General features: G+C 73.2%; 16 protein-coding genes. 4 read left to right on the plus strand and 12 right to left on the minus strand.

The features are described 5' to 3' along the window. Nucleotides 1-65: 65 nt before the first annotated feature. From KJK29_RS05900 to KJK29_RS05920, 5 genes are all read right to left on the minus strand, one after another. Nucleotides 66-2,354 carry an SWIM zinc finger family protein gene (locus tag KJK29_RS05900; protein WP_215117644.1) on the minus strand — a complete coding sequence of 763 codons (2,289 nt, stop codon included), beginning with the start codon at nt 2,352-2,354 and terminating at the stop codon, nt 66-68. Then, on the minus strand, nt 2,351-5,221 hold the full coding sequence (locus tag KJK29_RS05905; protein WP_215117645.1) for a DEAD/DEAH box helicase: 2,871 nt from the start codon (nt 5,219-5,221) through the stop codon (nt 2,351-2,353). Before KJK29_RS05905 ends, KJK29_RS05900 begins: the two co-directional genes overlap by 4 nt. Before the next feature lie 137 nt (nt 5,222-5,358). Next, entirely contained in the window at nt 5,359-5,940 is a 582-nt protein-coding gene (locus tag KJK29_RS05910) for a sugar kinase (protein ID WP_215117646.1), read from the minus strand. Beyond that, nucleotides 5,937-7,085, minus strand: a complete 1,149-nt coding sequence (locus KJK29_RS05915) for an ROK family glucokinase (RefSeq protein ID WP_215117647.1) — start codon at nt 7,083-7,085, stop codon at nt 5,937-5,939. The genes KJK29_RS05910 and KJK29_RS05915 overlap by 4 nt, the downstream gene beginning before the upstream one ends. A gap of 159 nt (nt 7,086-7,244) precedes the next feature. Beyond that, a complete protein-coding gene (locus KJK29_RS05920; protein ID WP_215124170.1) occupies nt 7,245-7,982 on the minus strand; it encodes a GntR family transcriptional regulator in 738 nt (245 codons plus the stop codon). Between the two features lie 128 nt (nt 7,983-8,110). Here KJK29_RS05920 and KJK29_RS05925 point away from each other — a divergent pair, with 128 nt between their 5' ends. Continuing rightward, nucleotides 8,111-9,133, plus strand: coding sequence for a Gfo/Idh/MocA family protein (locus tag KJK29_RS05925; protein WP_215117648.1), 1,023 nt, complete (start codon nt 8,111-8,113; stop codon nt 9,131-9,133). Between the two features lie 36 nt (nt 9,134-9,169). On the opposite strand, the gene KJK29_RS05930 is transcribed toward KJK29_RS05925, so the two are convergent. From KJK29_RS05930 to KJK29_RS05940, 3 genes are all read right to left on the minus strand, one after another. Then, nucleotides 9,170-9,850, minus strand: a complete 681-nt coding sequence (locus tag KJK29_RS05930) for a response regulator transcription factor (protein WP_215117649.1) — start codon at nt 9,848-9,850, stop codon at nt 9,170-9,172. Between the two features lie 13 nt (nt 9,851-9,863). Continuing rightward, nucleotides 9,864-10,667: a hypothetical protein gene (locus KJK29_RS05935; RefSeq protein WP_215124171.1), complete on the minus strand. Its 804-nt coding sequence runs from the start codon at nt 10,665-10,667 to the stop codon at nt 9,864-9,866. A gap of 422 nt (nt 10,668-11,089) precedes the next feature. Further along, nucleotides 11,090-12,373, minus strand: coding sequence for a sensor histidine kinase (locus KJK29_RS05940; protein WP_370869116.1), 1,284 nt, complete (start codon nt 12,371-12,373; stop codon nt 11,090-11,092). A 170-nt stretch (nt 12,374-12,543) separates the two neighbouring features. Between KJK29_RS05940 and KJK29_RS05945 the strand changes: the two genes are divergently transcribed. Further along, nucleotides 12,544-12,744: a hypothetical protein gene (locus tag KJK29_RS05945; protein ID WP_215117650.1), complete on the plus strand. Its 201-nt coding sequence runs from the start codon at nt 12,544-12,546 to the stop codon at nt 12,742-12,744. 47 nt (nt 12,745-12,791) lie between these two features. Here the strand turns inward: KJK29_RS05945 and KJK29_RS05950 are convergent, their stop codons facing one another. After that, nucleotides 12,792-13,187 (minus strand): ribonuclease domain-containing protein, encoded by a 396-nt coding sequence (locus KJK29_RS05950; RefSeq protein ID WP_215117651.1) that lies wholly within the window; start codon nt 13,185-13,187, stop codon nt 12,792-12,794. Between the two features lie 107 nt (nt 13,188-13,294). Continuing rightward, on the minus strand, nt 13,295-13,921 hold the full coding sequence (locus KJK29_RS05955) for a dihydrofolate reductase family protein (RefSeq protein ID WP_215117652.1): 627 nt from the start codon (nt 13,919-13,921) through the stop codon (nt 13,295-13,297). A 167-nt stretch (nt 13,922-14,088) separates the two neighbouring features. Here KJK29_RS05955 and KJK29_RS05960 point away from each other — a divergent pair, with 167 nt between their 5' ends. Further along, nucleotides 14,089-14,856, plus strand: coding sequence for an SDR family oxidoreductase (locus KJK29_RS05960; RefSeq protein ID WP_215117653.1), 768 nt, complete (start codon nt 14,089-14,091; stop codon nt 14,854-14,856). Between the two features lie 67 nt (nt 14,857-14,923). Here KJK29_RS05960 and alc read toward each other — a convergent pair whose 3' ends face one another. Then, entirely contained in the window at nt 14,924-16,039 is a 1,116-nt protein-coding gene (alc, locus tag KJK29_RS05965; RefSeq protein WP_215117654.1) for an allantoicase, read from the minus strand. A 37-nt stretch (nt 16,040-16,076) separates the two neighbouring features. Further along, a complete protein-coding gene (gene allB / locus KJK29_RS05970; protein WP_215117655.1) occupies nt 16,077-17,417 on the minus strand; it encodes an allantoinase AllB in 1,341 nt (446 codons plus the stop codon). A 253-nt stretch (nt 17,418-17,670) separates the two neighbouring features. On the opposite strand from allB, the gene KJK29_RS05975 reads away from it, so the two are divergent. Then, nucleotides 17,671-18,468: an IclR family transcriptional regulator gene (locus tag KJK29_RS05975; RefSeq protein ID WP_215117656.1), complete on the plus strand. Its 798-nt coding sequence runs from the start codon at nt 17,671-17,673 to the stop codon at nt 18,466-18,468. Nucleotides 18,469-18,476: the final 8 nt, after the last annotated feature.

An 18,476-nucleotide genomic window follows, 5' to 3' on the forward strand; every position in this document is an offset into this window, starting at 1 on the left:
AAGCGGAAACGGAACGGGGCTCTTTCCCTTCCGCCGAAACGACCGGGAAGTCGGCCCGTCACCCTTCAGAGATCGCCGGGAATACCGAGGCCCGTCAGCGCGCCCACCGGGTCCAGGTCGGGGGTGCCTCTCGGCCACCAGTCGTCGTGGCCCGGCTCGGACTCGTAGGCGTACCACAGGCCGTCGCGGCCCAGGCGGAGCTGGAGGTGACCGTGGGGGTGGGTGAGGTGGTTGCGTCCGGGGCGGAAGGCGGGCAGGTCGGCGGCGAGGAGGAGCGGGCGGGCCCGGTCGAACCGGCCGGCCGGCGGGTCCCACGGCTCCTCCAGTACGGCGAGGCCCTCCGGCCCGCCCTGGCGCCAGGCGGCGACCGCGCGGGCCAGCTCGGACGGCGTACGGCCCGCCGCGGAGGCGAGGGAGGAGTAGAGCGCCCGGGTGCCCGCCGTGAGTCCCGAGCCGGGGCGGGCCGCGGCCAGGCGGACCGCGTCCTGCCAGAGGGTCAACTGCCCCACCGGATCACGGCCGGTGGCGAGCAGGGCGTGCGCGCGGGCGGCGGCGTCCGTGGCCAGTTGGTCCAGCGCGAAGGGGTCCGGGCCGCCGGGGGACGCCGGGTAGGCCGGGGGCTGCTCAGGGTGCGCGGGGGTGCGCGGCGGCGCCGGCAGGGGCGGGAGGGCGCGCGGTGCCAGCGCGTCAACGGCCCGCACGCCGGGGAGAGGTGCCGGTTCCTTGTCCTGCGCGGCACGCGCCGCACGGGTGGCGCTCAGCCGGGACAGCGCGTCGAGCAGGTCCCGTTCGCCGCGTCCGCGCAGCAGGAGCAGGACGAAGGGGTCCGCGTCGAGCAGCCGGGCGGTCTGATAGCAGAGGGCGGCGGCGTGCTTGCAGGGGTGCCCCCGGTCGGGGCAGCTGCACTGCGGTTCCAGATCGCCGGGGCCCGGCAGCAGGGGCACACCGCACTCCGCGAGGGACTGGGGCATCTCCTTGTCGAGGAGGGCCGCGATATGCCCGGGCCGGTCGACGGCAGCGTCCAGGAACCGCTCCCAGTCGGCCTCGTCGAGCGTGCGCAGCCGCACCTGGACGCGGTACGGGCGTGGGCGGCTGCCCTGCACGTAGGCCAGCACCTGTCCGGGCGTCACGGTGATGGCGTCGACATGCCCCTGCCCCGCGTAACCCCGCCCACGCTCCAGCCGCTTGGCGTCCAGCGCGCCCTGCTCCAGGGCCTCGACCCACGCGTTGCCCCACCAACTCCCGGCGAATCCCTGGCCGTCGGGCTCCCGGGGCGGGAAGGCCGGGAAGGTGCGGCGGAGTTCGCTGTCACGGCTGGGGGCGGCCATGGAGCGGGGCTTACGGGGCGTGGCGCGAGGGGGTGCCGCTGTTCGGGGAGTTGGGGGCGGGGTGGGCCAGGGGTTGGAGGTCGGGGGGTGGTCGGAGGGCGGGGTGTCGAGGGTGGGCGTGTCGAGGGCCGGCCTGTCCGGGGCTGATACGTCGCCCCCCGACGGGTCAGAGGCCGACCTGTCGAGCGCCGGCGCCTCAGAAGCCGACCCACCAAGGCCCGACGCCTCAGGGGTCGCCAGGCTGTGCGGCGCGTCGGCCCTGTGGTGAGGCGAGCGCCCGGGGCGCGGTTCGTCGGACTCCTCGGTCGGCTCGTCCGTCTCCGGGGGCATCCGGAAGAGGTCGCCCAGCAACTGCCGTACGTCACGCGCTCCCCCACCGGCGGTGTGCTCGCCCGCCCGTCGCTCAGGACCCGGCCGCTGCTGCGCGGCGCTCTGCCGGGCGGCCCGGCGCCTGCGGCCGACCCCTTCGCGCTCGGTCTCCTCCCGCGCCCGCCGGGCGTCGTCCCGAGCCGCGCGCAGCGCCTCACGGGCGACATCGCCTGCACGCGGACCCGGCTGCTCGGGGCCGCTGCCGGGAGTGTCGTCAAGGGGGCCGCCCGGCACGTCGGCGGGCGCGCTCACGCTCTCGTCCTCGGAAGGCCTGCCGGACGGAACCTCCCCCGGCCGAACTCTGCCGCCGTCACCCTCGGTGCTTCCGCCGGGGGCACCGCTGCCGCCACCGTGATCCGACGACCCACCCGGTACCCCGGCCACAGCGGCATCGGCGTCCTCGGTCGCGGGCACGTCACCCGGGGCGCCCGTCTCGCCCCCGTCGCCCCCGCGACGCTCGGACACAGCCCTGCGCAGGGCCGCGCGGGCCACGTCTCCCGGTCGGGCGGTCTCCTGGTCGGCGGGCGCGGGGGACGGGGCCGGTGCCGGTGCCGGTGCCGGGCGGGGAGCGGAGGAGCCCGGGTCCGGGTCGCGGGTCGACTGCTCCCGGGCCGCCCGCAGGGCCCGGCGGGCCTCGTCGGCTCCGCTGTGGGTCATGGCGTCCTCCGCAGGGAGACCAGGTCGGACAGCTCGCGGTCCGTCAGTTCGGTGAGGGCCGACTCGCCGGAGCCGAGGACGGCGTCGGCCAGGGCGCGCTTGGCCTGGAGCATCTCGGCGATGCGGTCCTCGACGGTGCCCTCGGTGATGAGGCGGTGGACCTGGACGGGCTGGGTCTGGCCGATGCGGTAGGCGCGGTCGGTGGCCTGTTCCTCGACGGCCGGGTTCCACCAGCGGTCGAAGTGGACGACATGGCCGGCGCGGGTGAGGTTGAGGCCGGTGCCCGCGGCCTTCAGGGACAGGACCAGGACGGGGGTCGAGCCGGCCTGGAAACGGTCCACCATGCGCTCCCGCTCCGGGACCGGTGTGCCGCCGTGGAGGAGGTCGACCGGGACCGCCCGGGTGGCCAGGTGAGCGGTGATCAGACGGGCCATCCCCACGTACTGGGTGAAGACGAGGGCGGAGCCGTCCTCGGCGAGCAGCGTGTCCAGCAGCTCGTCCAGCAGGGCGAGTTTGCCGGAACGGTGGGCGAGCCGGTCGCCGCCGGGCCGGGTGTGCTGCGGCGCGGCGTCCTCCTTCAGATACAGCGCGGGGTGGTCGCAGATCTGCTTCAGCGACGTCAGGAGCTTCAGCACCAGGCCCCGGCGGGCCATGCCCTCGGAGGTCTCGATGGCGAGCATCGACTCGCGGACCACCGCCTCGTACAGCGCGGCCTGTTCCCGGGTGAGCGGGACCGGGTGGTCGGTCTCGGTCTTGGGCGGCAGCTCGGGGACGATGCCCGGGTCGGACTTCTTCCGGCGCAGGAGGAAGGGGCGGACCAGCCGGGCCAGGCGCTCCACCGCCTGCTCGTCCTCACCGGTCTCGACGGCCCGGGCGTGCCGGGCGCGGAAGGACTTCAGGGGGCCGAGGAGGCCCGGTGTCGTCCAGTCGAGCAGCGCCCACAGCTCCGAGAGGTTGTTCTCGACGGGTGTGCCGGTGAGGGCCACGCGCGCGGGGGACGGGATCGTGCGCAGCGCCTTGGCCGTGGCCGAGTAGGGGTTCTTCACATGCTGCGCCTCGTCGGCGACGACCATGCCCCAGGCCCGCTCGGCCAGGGCGGGGGCCGCCGAGCGCATGGTGCCGTAGGTGGTGAGGACGAAGCCGCCGTCGAGGCCGGCCAGGCTGCGGTCCGGGCCGTGGAAGCGGCGCACGGGGACACCGGGCGCGAAGCGGTTGATCTCCCGCTGCCAGTTGCCCAGCAGCGAGGCCGGGCAGACCACCAGGGTCGGCTCGGAGCGGGCCCGCTTCAGATGCAGGGCGATGAGGGTGACGGTCTTGCCGAGGCCCATGTCGTCGGCGAGGCAGCCGCCGAGGCCGAGCGAGGTCATCAGCTCCAGCCAGGCCAGGCCCCGGAGCTGGTAGTCGCGGAGGGTCGCGTGCAGGCCCGGCGGGGGTTCGGCCGGGTGGATCCCCCTGGTCAGGCGGTCGCGCAGGGCGGCCAGGGCGCCGACCGGGACGGCCTCGACCGTCTCGCCGTCCACGTCGGCCGTGCCCGTGAGGGCGACGGACAGCGCGTCGACCGGGTCGAGCAGGCCCAGGTCGCGTTTGCGGGCCTTGCGGACCAGGGCGGGGTCGACCAGCACCCACTGGTCGCGCAGGCGGACGACCGGGCGGTGGGCCTCGGCGAGGGCGTCCATCTCCGCGTCGGTGAGCGGGTCGCCGCCGATCGCCAGCTGCCAGCCGAACCTGAGCAGCTCCTCGCTCTCGAAGAAGCCGGTGCCGTCCTTCGCAGAGCCGGGGGCCGCGTGGACGACCGCGGTGGCGGACAGGTCCTGGGCGAGGTCCCTCGGCCAGTGCACGGCGACCCCGGCCGCGGCGAGCCGGGTGGCCGCGATGCCGAGGAGGTCGTTCAGCTCGTCCTCCGTCAGAGCCAGCACGTCGGGCACGTCCTGCTCGGAGAGCCGGTCGAGCGGGGGCCAGACCCGGGCCGCCCGGCGGACCGCCAGAGCCGCGTCCACGCGCGCGCGGGGGCCGAAGGCTTCGGCGGCGGCGCCCGCCCAGAGGGCCGCCGCGTCGGCCACGAGGGTGGGGTCGGCGAGGCTGTGCACCTGGACGATCGCCGCGCCGGCGCTGCGTACGCCGCTGTCGGAGGCGTCGTCGAACAGGTCGTACGCCGACAGGTCCAGGCGGAGCGAGATGCGCACCCCGGCGTCCATGCCGGCGGCGACCTCGGCGGCCCAGTCGTGGGCGTCGGGCAGGCGCTGGGCCTCCCGGGCCGCGAAGGGCCTGCCGGAGGTGTGGGGCGCGGCCGGGGTGCGGGGCAGGGTGTCGGCGACCGCGTCGAGGAAGGCGCGCACCAGCGCTTCCGGTTCGGGGAGGCGGATCGGGCCCGGGCCAGGCAACGGGACGGCGTGCCCCTCGTACGGCAGGGCGGCGGCCACGGCGCGCAGGTGCGCGATGTCGTCGGGGTCGAGGGGGCCGGCCCGCCAGGCGTCGTGTCCCGCGGCGGTCAGGCCGGGCAGCAGGCGGCCGCGCGCGGTCAGCCGCAGGGCGTGCAGGGCGGCGGCGCCCCAGCAGGCGGTGGCGGGGTGGGCCGCGGGGTCGTGCCGGGCGCGCACCAGGAGCGGCAGGGCCGCGTCCAGCGGGAGGGACAGCGCTGAGGTGGTCCGCCGCCGCACGCCCGCGCCGTGCCGTCGTACGACGGTCAGCTCGGTGGCCGCGGCGTCCTCGGTGTCCTGCGCGTCCCCGGTGCGCAGGGGCTCGCCCTCGGGGTCCCAGAAGGCGATCCGTCCGTCGCGCGGGAGGGGCGCGGGCAGGAAGACGGCCGGGAGCCGGACGGGGACCGTCGGCTCCCCCGCCCGCTCGGCCACCGCGGCCGTGTCGCCCATACGTTCTGCCACCTCCCGTCCCGCGTGTCGGATCAGTCGTCTCCGACTCTACGGGCGGGGTCTGACAATCGGCCCCGGCGGCCGCACCGGCCCGCCGGGGCCGCGCCACGATCCGGGAGAACGCGACTCGGCTCGGGTCAGGGCACGGTCCGGGAGACCACGAACACCCAGGGGTAGGCCGGGTTGGACATGTCCACCACCACGTCGTGCGTGGGGGCCGGATTCTTCTGCCGGTTGACGACGCCCGACCACAGGCCGTTGTCGGCGAACTTCCAGCCGGTGACCTTCCGGTCGCGGGCGCCGATGGTGACGTGGCCCTTCTTCAGGTCGTCCCGGGTCAGGCCGAGGCCCGTCAGATAGGCGTCCAGCCCGGCCGCGTTGGTCTCGAACTGGGCGTACAGGCGGCTGGTCTTCCAGTTGTTGGTCTCGTAGTACGCCACGTGCCAGGCCGGGTGCGGGACGGGCACCTGGTAGATCCGGCGCTGGAGCTTGGAGGGCCAGCCCTCGGTGAGGCCGGTCGCCGAGTACTTCGCCTCCTTGTCCTTGCCGCTGTCCCGGCTCTGGTTGGCGGAGATCACCAGATAGCCGGCCGGGATGCCGATGAGCAGCACGATGATCAGCAGGGTGAGCGCCCTGCGGCGGATCATGTGGCGGCGGTCCTCGACCGGGCGCTCCGGCTCGTCGGTCCAGGGGCCCTGGTGGGGCAGCGAAGCGGTCACGGCGTCTCCTGGGTACTGCGGCGGGCCTGCGCGTACCGCTCGTAGCGCTCGAACCGCTCCACCCGGCGGCGCTTGGCGCGGCGGAAGCGGCGGGCGACCAGCCGGGCCAGGTCGGCCGCGCCGACCATGCCGGCCTCGGGGCCGAGCTGGGCCCGGGTGATACGGGCCTCGGGGCGGTAGCCGCGGCCCGTCAGATGCCGGCGGAAGGCGTCCCGCGCGGGGCCGATCAGCAGGTCGTCGGCGGCCGAGACACCGCCGCCGATCACGAAGCAGGAGGGGTCGAGGGCGGCCGCGAGGTTGGCGATGCCGACGCCGAGCCACTGGCCGATGTCCTGGAGCAGCTCGATGCACATGGCGTCGCCCTCACGGGCCAGCTCGGTGATCATCGGGCCGCTGATCTCGGAGATGTTGCCCTTGACGTGCTCGATGATCCCGTACGCCACCGGCGAGTCGGCGGCGGCCAGCTCACGTGCCTCGCGGACCAGGGCGTTTCCCGAGCTGTACTGCTCCCAGCAGCCGCGGTTGCCGCACGGGCAGCGGTGCCCGCCGGGCACGACCTGCATATGGCCGAACTCACCGGCGACGCCGTACTTGCCGCGCTTGACCTGGCCGTCCTCCAGGATCGCGCCGCCGATGCCGGTGCCGAGCGTGATCATGACGAGGTGGTCCTCGCCGCGCCCGGCGCCGAAGCGCCACTCGGCCCAGGCGGCGCTGTTGGCGTCGTTGTCGACCAGGACGGGCACGGCGAGCCGCTCGGCCAGCCGGTCGCGCAGCGGTTCGTTGCGCCAGGACAGGTGGGGGGCGAACAGCACGCGGTTGCGGTCGGCGTCGACCCAGCCGGCCGCGCCGATGCCGACGGCGTGCACGTCGTGCCGGTCGGAGAGGTCCAGGACCAGCTCGGCGATGGTGTCCTCGACGACCTTGGGGCTCTTGGACTTGTCCGGGGTCTCCGTGCGGAGCTTCTCCAGGATGTTGCCGTCGGCGTCCACGACGCCCGCCATCACCTTCGTACCGCCGATGTCGATGCCGACCGTCGGCACGCGGGGTGCCGACAGGTGTGAGCGGCGCTCCCGGGTGCCGACCGTGCGGAGCACGGTGGCACGGCGGGAGCCGATGGGGGCGGTGAAGTCGCGGTAGGTGCTCATCGGGCCCGATTCTGCCTCACCGTGGGGGTGTGTGCGGAGCGGGGCAGGGGCGGGGTGGTGCGGATCATTGCCGGGTGCGGGCGCGTCGTGGGCTGGTCGCGCCCACGCGGCGGAGCCGCACATCGGCACAGCCCCGCGCCCCCAGGAAACGCGCCCCCCTCAAGTCCTCACAAGAAGCTGGAACTCGAACGAATAGCGCGTCGGGCGGTAGGTGTGTGTGCCGTATTCCACTGCTCGGCCCGTGTCGTCGAACGTGACGCGCTGCATGGTCAGCAGCGGGGCCCCCGCCTGCTCCGCGAGTCGCTTGGCCTCCGGTGCTGTCGCCGATCGGGCGCCGATGGACTGGCGGGCGCTGTGGAGGGTGATGCCGGCGGCGCGCATCAGGCGGTAGAGGCCGGTGGTCTCCAGCTGGTCGGTGTCGAGGGCGATGAGGCCGGGGGGCAGGAAGTTGCAGAGGTAGGCCATGGGCTCGCCGTGGGCGAGGCGCAGGCGTTCGACGCGGTGGACGTCGCTGTCCTCGGCGACACCGAGTGCGGCGGCGACCTCGGCGGAGGCGGGCTCCACCGTGTTGACCAGGACCTTCGTGGCCGGGCGCTGGCCCGCCGCCTCCAGGTCGTCGTAGAGGCTGCTCAGCTCCAGCGGGCGCTTGACCTGGCTGTGGACGACCTGGGTGCCCACGCCGCGGCGGCGTACGAGGAGGCCCTTGTCGACGAGCGACTGGATGGCCTGGCGGACGGTCGGCCGGGACAGGCCGAGCCGGGCCGCGAGCTCGATCTCGTTGCCCAGCAGGCTGCCGGGGGTCAGCGTGCCGTGCTCGATCGCTGCCTCCAGCTGCTGGGACAGCTGGAAGTACAACGGCACGGGAGAGCTGCGGTCCACGCTCAGCTCGAGCTGCACGGTCGGGTCCACTTCTGGTTTCGGCACGGGCCGAGCGTAGCTCCGTGCGTTGTTGACGGGAAGTTGTGTAGTCAGATTGTCCGGACAAACAGATTGACAGGGGCGGGCTGTGCACGCACTTTGTTTTCATGCGCATCGGGGTCATCGGGACGGGCCGCATCGGCACGATCCACGCGAACACGCTCAGCCGGCACCGTGACGTCGGGTCCTTGATCCTCACGGACGCGGACCCCACACGGGCCCAGGACCTGGCACACCGGCTGGGTGAGACGGCGGCGCCCGGCGTGGAGGAGATCTTCCGCTGGGGGGTCGACGCCGTGGTGATCACGACGAACACGTCGGCCCACGCCGAACTGATCGGTCGGGCAGCACGCTCGGGCCTGCCGGTGTTCTGCGAGAAGCCCATCGCGCTGGACCTGCCGGGCACCCTGAGCGCGATCGCCGAGGTCGAGACGGTCGGAACGGTCCTTCAGATGGGCTTCCAGCGCCGCTTCGACACGGGCTACACGGGCGCCCGCGAGGCCGTGCGGTCCGGCAGGCTGGGGCGGCTGCACACCGTCCGGGCGCTGACCAGTGACCAGTCGCCGCCGCGCGCCGACTGGCTGCCGCTGTCGGGCGGGCTGTACCGGGACACCCTGATCCACGACTTCGACGTACTGCGCTGGGTGACGGGCCGGGAGGTGACCGATGTGTACGCGGCCGGGTCCGACGCGGGGCCGGCGATGTTCCGTGAGGCCGGCGACGTCGACACCGCCGCCGCGCTGCTCACCCTCGACGACGGCATGCTCGCCACGATCACCGGCTCCCGGATGAACGGGGCCGGCTACGACGTGCGCATGGAGCTCGCCGGGGAGCTGGACCAGATCGTGGTCGGCCTGGACGACCGTACGCCGATCGCGTCCACCGAACCGACCGGGCCGCCGGCCGCCGACAAGCCCTGGACGGGCTTCCTGGAGCGCTTCGGCCCGGCCTACGAGGCGGAGCTGAACGCGTTCGTCGAGGTCGTCCGGGGCGAGCGGGCCAACCCCTGCGACGGGCGCGAGGCGCTGCAGGCCCTGCGGATCGCCGAGGCGTGCGAGCTGTCGCGCCGGGAGCGCAGGGCGGTGCGGCTGGCGGAGATCCCCGGCGGGGCGGCCCAGACGTTCGCGTGACGGCGGACCCGTACGAGGACGACCGGGCGCCGGGGGTCAGTGCCCCTCGTGTTCCTCCTCCTCCAGGAGCCCCGCGTCGTACGCCAGCAGCGCGATCTGCACCCGGTTGTTGAGGTCGAGCTTGGCCAGGACGCGGGAGACGTGGGTCTTGACGGTGGCGACGCTCATGTAGAGGCCGGTGGCGATCTCGGCGTTGGCCAGGCCCCGGCCGACCGCCACGGCGACCTCGCGCTCGCGGTCGTTGAGGACGGCCATGCGGGCACGCGCGCGTGCGCGGCGCGTGTCGGCGGCGGTGCCGACCGCGTGCCGCATGAGCTGGCGGGTGACGGTGGGCGACAGGACCGGGTCGCCGGCCGCGACCCGGCGTACCGCCGCGAGGATCTCGGTGGGCGGGGTGTCCTTGAGGACGAAACCGGCGGCGCCCACGCGCAGCGCCCGCAGCACCTGTTCGTCGGCGTGGAAGGTGGTGAGCACCACCACTTGCGGGGCGTCCTGGCGGGCGCGCAGCCGTTCCGTGGCCGTGAGACCGTCCACCGTCGGCATCCGGATGTCCATGAGCACGACGTCCGGGCGGGTGCGGTCGACGAGTTCCTCCACCTCGCCGCCGTCGGCGGCCTCTCCGACGATCTCGATGTCGTCGGCGCCGCCCATCATGAAGGACAGCCCGGCCCGCACCAGCGGATCGTCGTCGACGAGGAGAAGTCTGATCGCAGTCATGGGCGTTACGTAATCACGGCCGCGGCTCGGCGCGCAGGGTCACGCCGAACAGGGTGCGCAGGCGGCGGATCTCCCACCAGACCACCGCCGTCACCGAGGCGGGGCCGCCGATGACGGCGAGGGCCTGGATCAGCGGCGGGCCGGGCGGCAGACCGCCCGCGACCAGGCTGATGACCGTGAACTCCCATACCAGGGTGCCGGTCAGCAGGGCGGGGAGCGCCGCGTGCACGGTCGCGGTGTTGAAACCGGTGCGGATGGCCGGGCCGGTGGCGAAGCCGATGAAGAACAGGAGCCAGACCAGGGGCAGGGCCGCCGCGAGGATCAGCCAGGGAGTGGGTTCCGACACCCCGGCGGAGGGCGACCTGTTCCGGCCGAGCAGGATGATCGCCCCGCCGAGCAGCGGGAGGGCCGTCACGGCGCCGACGTACCACCCGGCCGACCGCAGGGCGGCCCGCACACTGGCGCGCATCGCCGACCGTCGCTCCGCCGACGCCCAGCGGAAGAGCAGCGCGATCACGACGGGCGCGCTCAGGAGCAGCAGCGGCGGGGTGACCGCCAGCCGCATCATGTACTGCTGCTGGGCTTCGGCGACGTCCTCGGGTTTGCCGTAGACGGCGAGCAGCATCAGGGACATGGCGGCCGCGGTCCAGGCCCGTACCTTCTGCACACGCGTGACCTGCCCGTCGTCGACGGCCCGGTGCCCGTGCCGCGGGAAGAGCCGGTGGGCCCGGTTGCGGGCCGAGCGCGCGAACGAGTAGCCGACCACGAGCGGCAGGAACGCGAACCAGGTGCACGGGGCGAGCAGCACCAGCCACATGCAGCCGGAGGTGTTCGACCGTCCCTGCCGCAACAGCTGGCGCAGCGAGGGCCATTCACCGACGCGCACACCGCCCTGCCCCGGCCCGGGCCCCGGGTGAGGCTGCGGCGGATACGGGTGGGGATGCGGGTGGGCGTACGGATAGGGATGGGGATACGGCTGTGGCTGCGGGTAGCCGTACGGTGCCGGGCCCGGCTGGGGCGGTACGTAGGGGCCCGGGGCCGGAGGCGGCGGGTACGGTCCCCCGGCCGGTGGCCCGGGCGGCTGGTACGGGTTGGCGGGTCCCCCGAAACTCACGTGGTGTTCCTTCCGTTACTCGCGGCGCTGAAGGCGGCACCAACATCAGCCATCTCCGCAGTCAAGTCAACTGGCGGCGGCGGGAGGGGTCATGGGGCCGCGCACGGGCGGACGAGCCGGGCCCGTCACCCCCAGGGCAGCCATGCCCGTACCTCGAACCCGCCCTCCGGCGTGGGCCCGTGCGCGAGGCGGCCGCCCGCCAGGGTCGCCCGTTCCGTCAGGCCGATCAGGCCCTGGCCGGAGCCGGGGACGGGGGGCACCTCGCCCTCGGGGGGCGGGTTGTGGACGGAGACGGTGAGGCCGTCGCCCGGGGCGCCGGTGACGGACACCGTGACCTCCGTGCCGGGCGCGTGCTTGCGGGCGTTGGTCAGGCCCTCCTGGGCGATGCGGTAGGCGGTGCGGCCGACGGAGGACGGGACGGCGGCGGGGTCGCCGACGCGCTGGTCCAGGGAGACCTTCATTCCGGCCTGGCGGGACTCGGCGACCAGCGTGTCCAGCGCCCCGAGGGTCGGCTGCGGTCTGCCCGTGTCGTCGGGCTCGCCCGCCCGCAGCACGCCGATGATCTCCCGCAGGTCCTGGAGGGCCTCGTGCGCGCTCTCCCGGATCACACCCGCCGCCCGCGCGGTCTGTGCCGGGGGCGCGTCGGGCCGGAACTCCAGGGCGCCCGCGTGCACGCTCAGCAGCGTCAGCCGGTGGGCGAGTACGTCGTGCATCTCCCGCGCGATGGCCTCGCGGGCAAGCCGCTGCGCCTGCTCGGCCCGCAGCCGCGCCTCCGTCTCGGCCCGCCGGGCACGGTCCCTGAGGCTCACCAGCAACTGCCGCTTGGCCCGTACGAACATGCCCCAGCCGACGATCGCCACCGTGAGCAGCACGGCGAAGACCACGCTCACCGGGTAGGAGATGTCCGCGTCGGGGCGCAGCCAGTAGAACAGCGGGACCAGCGACACGTTGACGCCGCCCACCCAGGCCACGTACCGGAAGGGGCGGTGCACAGCGAGGGTGAACAGGGCGATCACGCCCGCCCCGCCCGCGGTGTCCGAGACGAAGGTGACGGGGGTCAGCGCCACGGCGAGACCCAGCGGCCAGCGGCGGCGCAGCCAGACCGCCGCGCAGGCCAGCGCGCCGATCATCTGGTCGACGACGGCCAGCCCCGCCGGGACGTGGGGGTTCTCGACGAGCGCCTCCATGGCGATCATCCCGACCAGCACGGCGAGCAGGAAGCAGCAGAAGTCGACGACCCAGTCGCGCGCGGTGCGCCGGGGCCGGCGCCCGTCCCGTTCGGTGTCCGGGTCGAGTTCGCGCAGCAGGGCGGAGGGGATGAACCATCTGGGCCCGGTGAACAGCGAGGGTGTCTCCCCCGGCAGCACCGGGGCCGACTGCCCCGCGTTGTCACGACTCACGGTCGACAAATCTACGCAGCCCGGCGGGGTTCGACCGCTTCCCGGGCGGGATCGTCGACGAAAGTCGTCACACCCGAGACTTTCGATACGGGCGGCCGGGCCAGGACAGGGACTTCCGTCACCGGATGCGCGCCCCGCGGCCGACGCGTGTGGGGGGTCCGCGGGGCGAGGCTCGTGGCATGAAGCAGGTACTGGAGATTCTCGGCTTCCTCGCCCTCGTCCAGGGCGTGGCGGGCCTGGTGCACGAGTTCACCGACTGGGACTGGGGGCTCGTGCAACGGCTGGGGTTCCTCGACGGCTACGAGATCTACGCGAGCGTCACCCTGCTCGTGCTGGGCGTGGCCCTGTTCGCGGCGGCCGGGAGCCGGAAGTCCGTCTGAGCGTCCGGGCGGACTTCCGGCCGGTGTTCACCGAAGTGGCCGCCGGTTCAGCAGCCGTAGTCGACCAGGTCGAACGACTCGTAGTGGTCGGCCGTGTAGTAGTCCTCCTGGTTCTCCTCACCGGTGACGATGCGCCGCGCACCGCGGTTGGAGGAGCCGGGGGTCTTGACCGTGTACTCGTGGTAGTACCCGGTCGACTGCTGGGGCAGGATGCCCTCCCGGTTCTGGAAGACGGTGCCGTCCTGCTCGTACGGGTAGGGGCCGCCCTGCTCGATCAGGTCGAGGGTGTCGTGGGCCTGGGACGGCAGTTTGCTGTAGCAGATGTCACCGACGGCGGTGGGGGCCGCGTCGGCCGTGGTGGCGGAGACGGTCCCGCCGATGAGGAGAGCGGATACGAGGGCGGCTGCTGCGCCGAGCCGCGAGGCGCGTGGGGGGAAATTCATGTGCTCATGATGACGCGCGTAGACAGTGGCATGTCAATGTCAAGCGCGGAGATTTTCCCGTCAAGTCCCATGAGTTTGCGGGAAGTTAACCCTTTGGAGTGAAGCGGCTACGCGTCCTCCGGCAGTTTGTACTCGCCGTACTCCGGGCGGCCCGCCAGGTCGTACGTCTGCATCGAGACGCCCGCGCCGGAGACGCTCCCTCCCCGGTGCCGGAACGCGGTCGGTACGGCGCCCTCCGGGAACAGCCGGAAGCCGGTGCCGAGCACGACCGGGAAGGTCAGCAGGTGGAGGGTGTCGACGAGGTCGAGCGAGAGCAGGGAGCGGACGAGGGCGCCGCTGCCGTGCACCTGGATCTCGCCGTCGGTGCGCTCCTTCAGGTCGGTGACCTCCTGGCCGAGGTCCCCGGAGAGCACGGTGGTGCCCGCCCAGTCGGGATCCTTCAGGGTCGAGGAAGGCACGTACTTCGGCAGTGAGTTGAGCTTCGAGGCGACCGGGTCGTCCGGGTCGGTCATCTTGGGCCAGTACGAGGAGAAGATGTCGTAGGTACGGCGGCCGAGCAGGAAGGCGGCCGGGCGGGCGAAGACGTCGGTGACGAACCGGCCGAAGTCCTCGTCGGCGTACCAGAAGCTCCAGCCGCCGTGGGGGAAGTCCCCGCGGGTGTCCTCCTTCGGCCCGCCGGGGGCCTGGTAGACGCCGTCGAGCGTGACGAAGAGGGTGGAGACGAGCTTGCCCATGGCGGGTGCCTGCCTTTCCGGAACGATGAGGGTCCGTTGTCATGGGTTCAGACCCCGCAGGCACCCGCAACTCATCGCTGGACCGTACGCCACGCGTGCGTCCGGCCGGGGACTTCGATGTCCGTTCGCCGCCAGCGTCGCCGTGGGGCGGCCGCTGGGATGGAGACATGACTTCACAAGGAACTTCTCAGGCGACTGTTCAGAAGGCTCTGCACGGCAAGGCCGCTCTCGTGACCGGCGGGAGCCGTGGCATCGGCGCAGCTACGGCGCTGCGGCTGGCCCAAGAGGGCGCGGACGTGGCCGTCGGCTATGTGCACGGCAAGGAGGCGGCCGAGGAGGTCGTACGGGCCGTGTCGGCGCTGGGGCGCCGGTCGGTGGCGCTGCGGGCGGATGCGGCGGACGCCGCCGAGGCCGCTGGTGTGGTGGCCTCGGCGGCCGAGGCGCTGGGCGGCCTCGACATCCTGGTGAACAACGCGGGCGTGGGGGTTCTCGGGCCGCTGGAGACGCTGTCCCTGGAGGACGTCGACCGGGTCCTCGACATCAACGTACGAGGTGTCTTCCTGGCGTCCCGGGCGGCCGCCGCGTGGCTGCACGAGGGCGGGCGGATCATCACGATCGGCAGTTGCATGGCACACCGCGTGCCGGGGCCCGGCGGGACGCTCTACGCGATGAGCAAGGCGGCCCTGGCCGGTCTGACGAAAGCCTTGGCCAGGGAGCTGGGCGGGCGCGGGATCACGGCGAACCTGGTCCTCCCCGGCCCGATCAACACGGACATGAATCCGGCGGACGGTCCGTACGCACAGGGCCAGGCGGCGATGACCGCGCTGGGGCGGTACGGGACGGCGGACGAGGTGGCGTCGATGGTCGCCTACCTCGCGGGGGCGACGTATGTGACCGGTGCGGAGTTCGCCGTGGACGGCGGGCACGCGGCCTGAGGCAGGTACACGTACATGGGGCGCACCGGTGCTGTCAGGCCGGTGCGCCCCATGGGTCGGGTTCGGCTCAGCCGCCCAGCTCCTGGTGACGTGCCGCGAGGCGCCTCGCGCCGTCTTCCGTCAGGGAGCCGAACAGCCGCAGCCGGGAGATGCCGCCGTCGGGGTAGATGTCCACGCGCGCGTGCGTGCCGACGGCCGGCTCCGGGAGGACGAAGCGGTGGTTGGTGTCGGGCTGGAGGCGGGTGCGCGGCAGGATCTCGCGCCACTCGCCGTCCTCGCCGTCCCTGACCGACACGCACGCCCAGCCGGCGCTGTTGCCCTTGAGATAGGCGGTGTCGATCTCCAGGGCGCGGATCCGCGCCTGGGCGGCCAGCCGGTAGCGGATCCAGTCGTTGCCCTGGTCGCGGCGGCGCCGGGTCTCCCAGCCGTCGTCCATCTTGCGGGAGCGGCCCGGCTGGATGGTGTTGGAGGCGGGCGAGTAGAAGAGGTTGGAGGCGTCCTCCGCCCGGCCGCCGTTCTCCAGGGCGACGACGTCGAAGGTGCCAAGGGTCTGAAGCCACTCGGGGTCCGGGACGACCTCGCCGTACACGCGCAGGCGGGCGATGCCGCCGTCGGGGTGCTGGTTCACCCGCAGATGGGTGAAGCGCTGCTCGGCCTCGACGGAGAAACCGTTCGCCGCGTGGCCGCCGACCGGGGTGCGCGGGACCAGGGTCGTCCACTTCACGTCGTCCCCGAGGAGTTCCTCCGGCGAGGGGGAGCCCGGCACCGAGGCGCCCTCGACGGACACCGCCTGCGGGTAGTTGCCGCGGAAGTGGGCCGTGTCGACGACGATCCCGCGGATCACCCCGGGCGCGCCGAGACGCACCAGGGCCCAGTCGTGGTCCTCGGCCGTCGGCCACGGGTGACCGGCGGAGGCACCGCGCCGCCGCCGCGTCTCCCAGCCGTCCATGATCTTGCCCTTGTGCCCGAAGTGCTCGGGGTCGAACTCGGCGGGCTCGGGCACCAGGAGGTTCTCGCGCTGGGCGAAGAACTCGTCGTTGGCGGCGAGGACACCGGCCCCGAGGCGCCGGTCGGCGAGATTGGCGTACTGGGTGAAGGGGAAGTCGGCGATGCGGTAGTCCGCGTAAGGGTCGCCGCCTCCGTAGGGGTTCGCGTCGCCGGTGAAGCTCGGGGTCGCCGTCACGGTGATCAGATCTGCCTTTCGAGGTCTGGGAGGGGACTCAGTCGGTTCGGGTGAGGAGCTGCCCCTTCGGTTCGGTGAACTCGCCGTCCGCGACGATGCGCTGTCCGCGCAGCCAGGTGGACTTCACGACGCCGTGGAGGGTCTTCCCCGAGTACGCCGTGACGTGGTTGCGGTGCTGGAGGGCCGCCGGGTCGACGGTGAAGGTCTCGTCGGGTGCGAGGACGGCGAAGTCGGCGTCGCGGCCGACCGCGATGGCGCCCTTGCGGGTGTCGAGCCCGACCAGTTCGGAGGTGCGGGCGGACATCCAGCGGACCACGTCCTCCAGACCGTGGCCGCGCCGGCGGGCCTCCGTCCACATCGCCGCCAGGCTGAGCTGGAGCCCGGAGATGCCGCCCCACGCGGTCGCGAAGTCGTCCGTCTTGAGGTCGGCGGTGGACGGGGAGTGGTCGGTGACGACGCAGTCGATGGTGCCGTCGGCGAGCGCCTGCCAGAGCAGGTCCTGGTTGGCGGACTCGCGGATCGGCGGGCAGCACTTGAACTCGCTGGCGCCGTCGGGGACTTCCTCGGCGGTGAGGGTCAGGTAGTGGGGGCAGGTCTCCACGGTGACGCGGACGCCCTCCGCCTTCGCCTCGGCGATCATCGGCAGGGCGTCGCTGGAGGACAGGTGCAGGATGTGCACGCGCGCGTGGAGGGCCTTCGCCTCGCGGATGAGCTGGGCGATGGCGGTGTCCTCGGCGTCCCGGGGGCGGGAGGCGAGGAAGTCGGAGTACCGGGGGCCGGGCTGCTGCGGGGCGGTGGCGAGGAGGTGGGGGTCCTCGGCGTGCACGATGAGCAGTCCGTCGAGGGCGGCGATCTCGGCCATGGCGCGGGCGAGCGGGTCGCGGTCGAGGTGCGGGAACTCGTCCACGCCGGACGGCGACAGGAACGCCTTGAAGCCGAAGACGCCGGCCTCGTGCAGCGGGCGGAGGTCCTTGACGTTGTCGGGCAGGGCGCCGCCCCAGAAGCCGACGTCGATGTGCGCCTTGTCGGCGGCGACCCGCTGCTTGGTGCGCAGGTGCGCGACGGTCGTGGTCGGCGGGAGGGAGTTGAGGGGCATGTCGACGAGGGTCGTGATGCCACCGGCCGCCGCGGCGCGGGTGGCGGTCCAGAAGCCCTCCCACTCGGTGCGGCCGGGGTCGTTCACATGCACATGGGTGTCGACCAGGCCGGGCAGCAGGACGTGGTCACCCAGGTCCTCCAGGCGGGCGCCCTCCGGTACGGGCGCGTCGTAGGGCAGGACGGCCGTGATCGTGCCGTCGGCGACCGCGACGGACGCGGCGCGCGTCCCCTCGGGAGTGATGACACGCGTCGAGCGGAGCACCAGTTCAGCGTCGGACACCCGAACCCCTTACTTCCACCTGTTACTTCCACCTACCGGAATTCAACTTTCTGTTGAAGGAGTCTCACTCCCTCTTCCATGCCAGTCAAGGGCACACTGGACCTTGGCGCCCTTCATGCGACCAGTCCTGGACGTTTCCACAAAGCGGAATTAGACTTCCAGTACGCAGAACGTAGCTACGTACGAGCGGGGAGTCAACCGACTGCCGGGTAGGCTTCAGCTCTTCCGCCGCCAGTCCCGAAAGGAACGCGCCGTGCCGACGTCCAGCGCCAGCACCACCGACTCCGCCCGGTCCTCCGCCAACGGCGGCGTACAGTCCCTGGAGCGCGCCTTCGACCTGCTCGAACGGATGGCGGACGCGGGTGGCGAGGTCGGCCTGAGCGAGTTGTCCGCGAGCAGCGGACTGCCCCTGCCGACCATCCACCGCCTGATGCGCACCCTGGTGGCCTGCGGGTACGTCCGTCAGCAGCCGAACCGGCGGTACGCGCTCGGTCCGCGACTGATCCGGCTCGGCGAGTCGGCCTCCCGGCTGCTGGGCACCTGGGCCCGGCCCTACCTCGCCCGGCTGGTCGAGGAGACCGGCGAGACGGCGAACATGGCGCTGCTGGACGGGGACGAGATCGTGTACGTCGCGCAGGTGCCGTCGAAGCACTCGATGCGCATGTTCACGGAGGTCGGCCGGCGCGTGCTGCCGCACTCCACGGGCGTGGGCAAGGCCCTGCTCGCGAGCTTCCCGGCGGACGAGGTGCGCGCCCTGCTGCACCGCACGGGCATGCCCGCCGCGACGGAGAAGACGATCACGACGCCGGACGGGTTCATCGCGGCGCTGGAGGACGTCCGCCGGCAGGGCTACGCGATCGACGACAACGAGCAGGAGATCGGGGTCCGCTGCCTGGCGGTCTCGGTGCCGGACTCCCCCACCGCCGCGGCCATCTCCATCTCCGGCCCGGCGGGCCGGGTCACGGAGGCGGCGATGGACAAGATCGTGCCGGTGCTCCAGCAGGTCGCCGCCGAACTGTCTCAGGCCCTGGCCAACCAGAACCCCGCCTGACGTTCAGC

Source organism: Streptomyces koelreuteriae, from assembly GCF_018604545.1.
Taxonomy (GTDB): domain Bacteria; phylum Actinomycetota; class Actinomycetes; order Streptomycetales; family Streptomycetaceae; genus Streptomyces; species Streptomyces koelreuteriae.

Bases quoted from the DNA above. Each gene is read 5' to 3' on its own strand.
- KJK29_RS05935 (WP_215124171.1), bottom strand. From the start codon at position 10,667: ATGTGGCTGGTGCTGCTCGCCCCGTGCACCTGGTTCGCGTTCCTGCCG.
- KJK29_RS05955 (WP_215117652.1), bottom strand. From the start codon at position 13,921: ATGGGCAAGCTCGTCTCCACCCTCTTCGTCACGCTCGACGGCGTCTAC.
- KJK29_RS05945 (WP_215117650.1), top strand. From the start codon at position 12,544: ATGAAGCAGGTACTGGAGATTCTCGGCTTCCTCGCCCTCGTCCAGGGC.
- KJK29_RS05950 (WP_215117651.1), bottom strand. From the start codon at position 13,187: ATGAATTTCCCCCCACGCGCCTCGCGGCTCGGCGCAGCAGCCGCCCTC.
- KJK29_RS05915 (WP_215117647.1), bottom strand. From the start codon at position 7,085: ATGAGCACCTACCGCGACTTCACCGCCCCCATCGGCTCCCGCCGTGCC.
- KJK29_RS05925 (WP_215117648.1), top strand. From the start codon at position 8,111: ATGCGCATCGGGGTCATCGGGACGGGCCGCATCGGCACGATCCACGCG.
- KJK29_RS05900 (WP_215117644.1), bottom strand. From the start codon at position 2,354: ATGACCCACAGCGGAGCCGACGAGGCCCGCCGGGCCCTGCGGGCGGCC.
- KJK29_RS05960 (WP_215117653.1), top strand. From the start codon at position 14,089: ATGACTTCACAAGGAACTTCTCAGGCGACTGTTCAGAAGGCTCTGCAC.
- KJK29_RS05905 (WP_215117645.1), bottom strand. From the start codon at position 5,221: ATGGGCGACACGGCCGCGGTGGCCGAGCGGGCGGGGGAGCCGACGGTC.
- KJK29_RS05930 (WP_215117649.1), bottom strand. From the start codon at position 9,850: ATGACTGCGATCAGACTTCTCCTCGTCGACGACGATCCGCTGGTGCGG.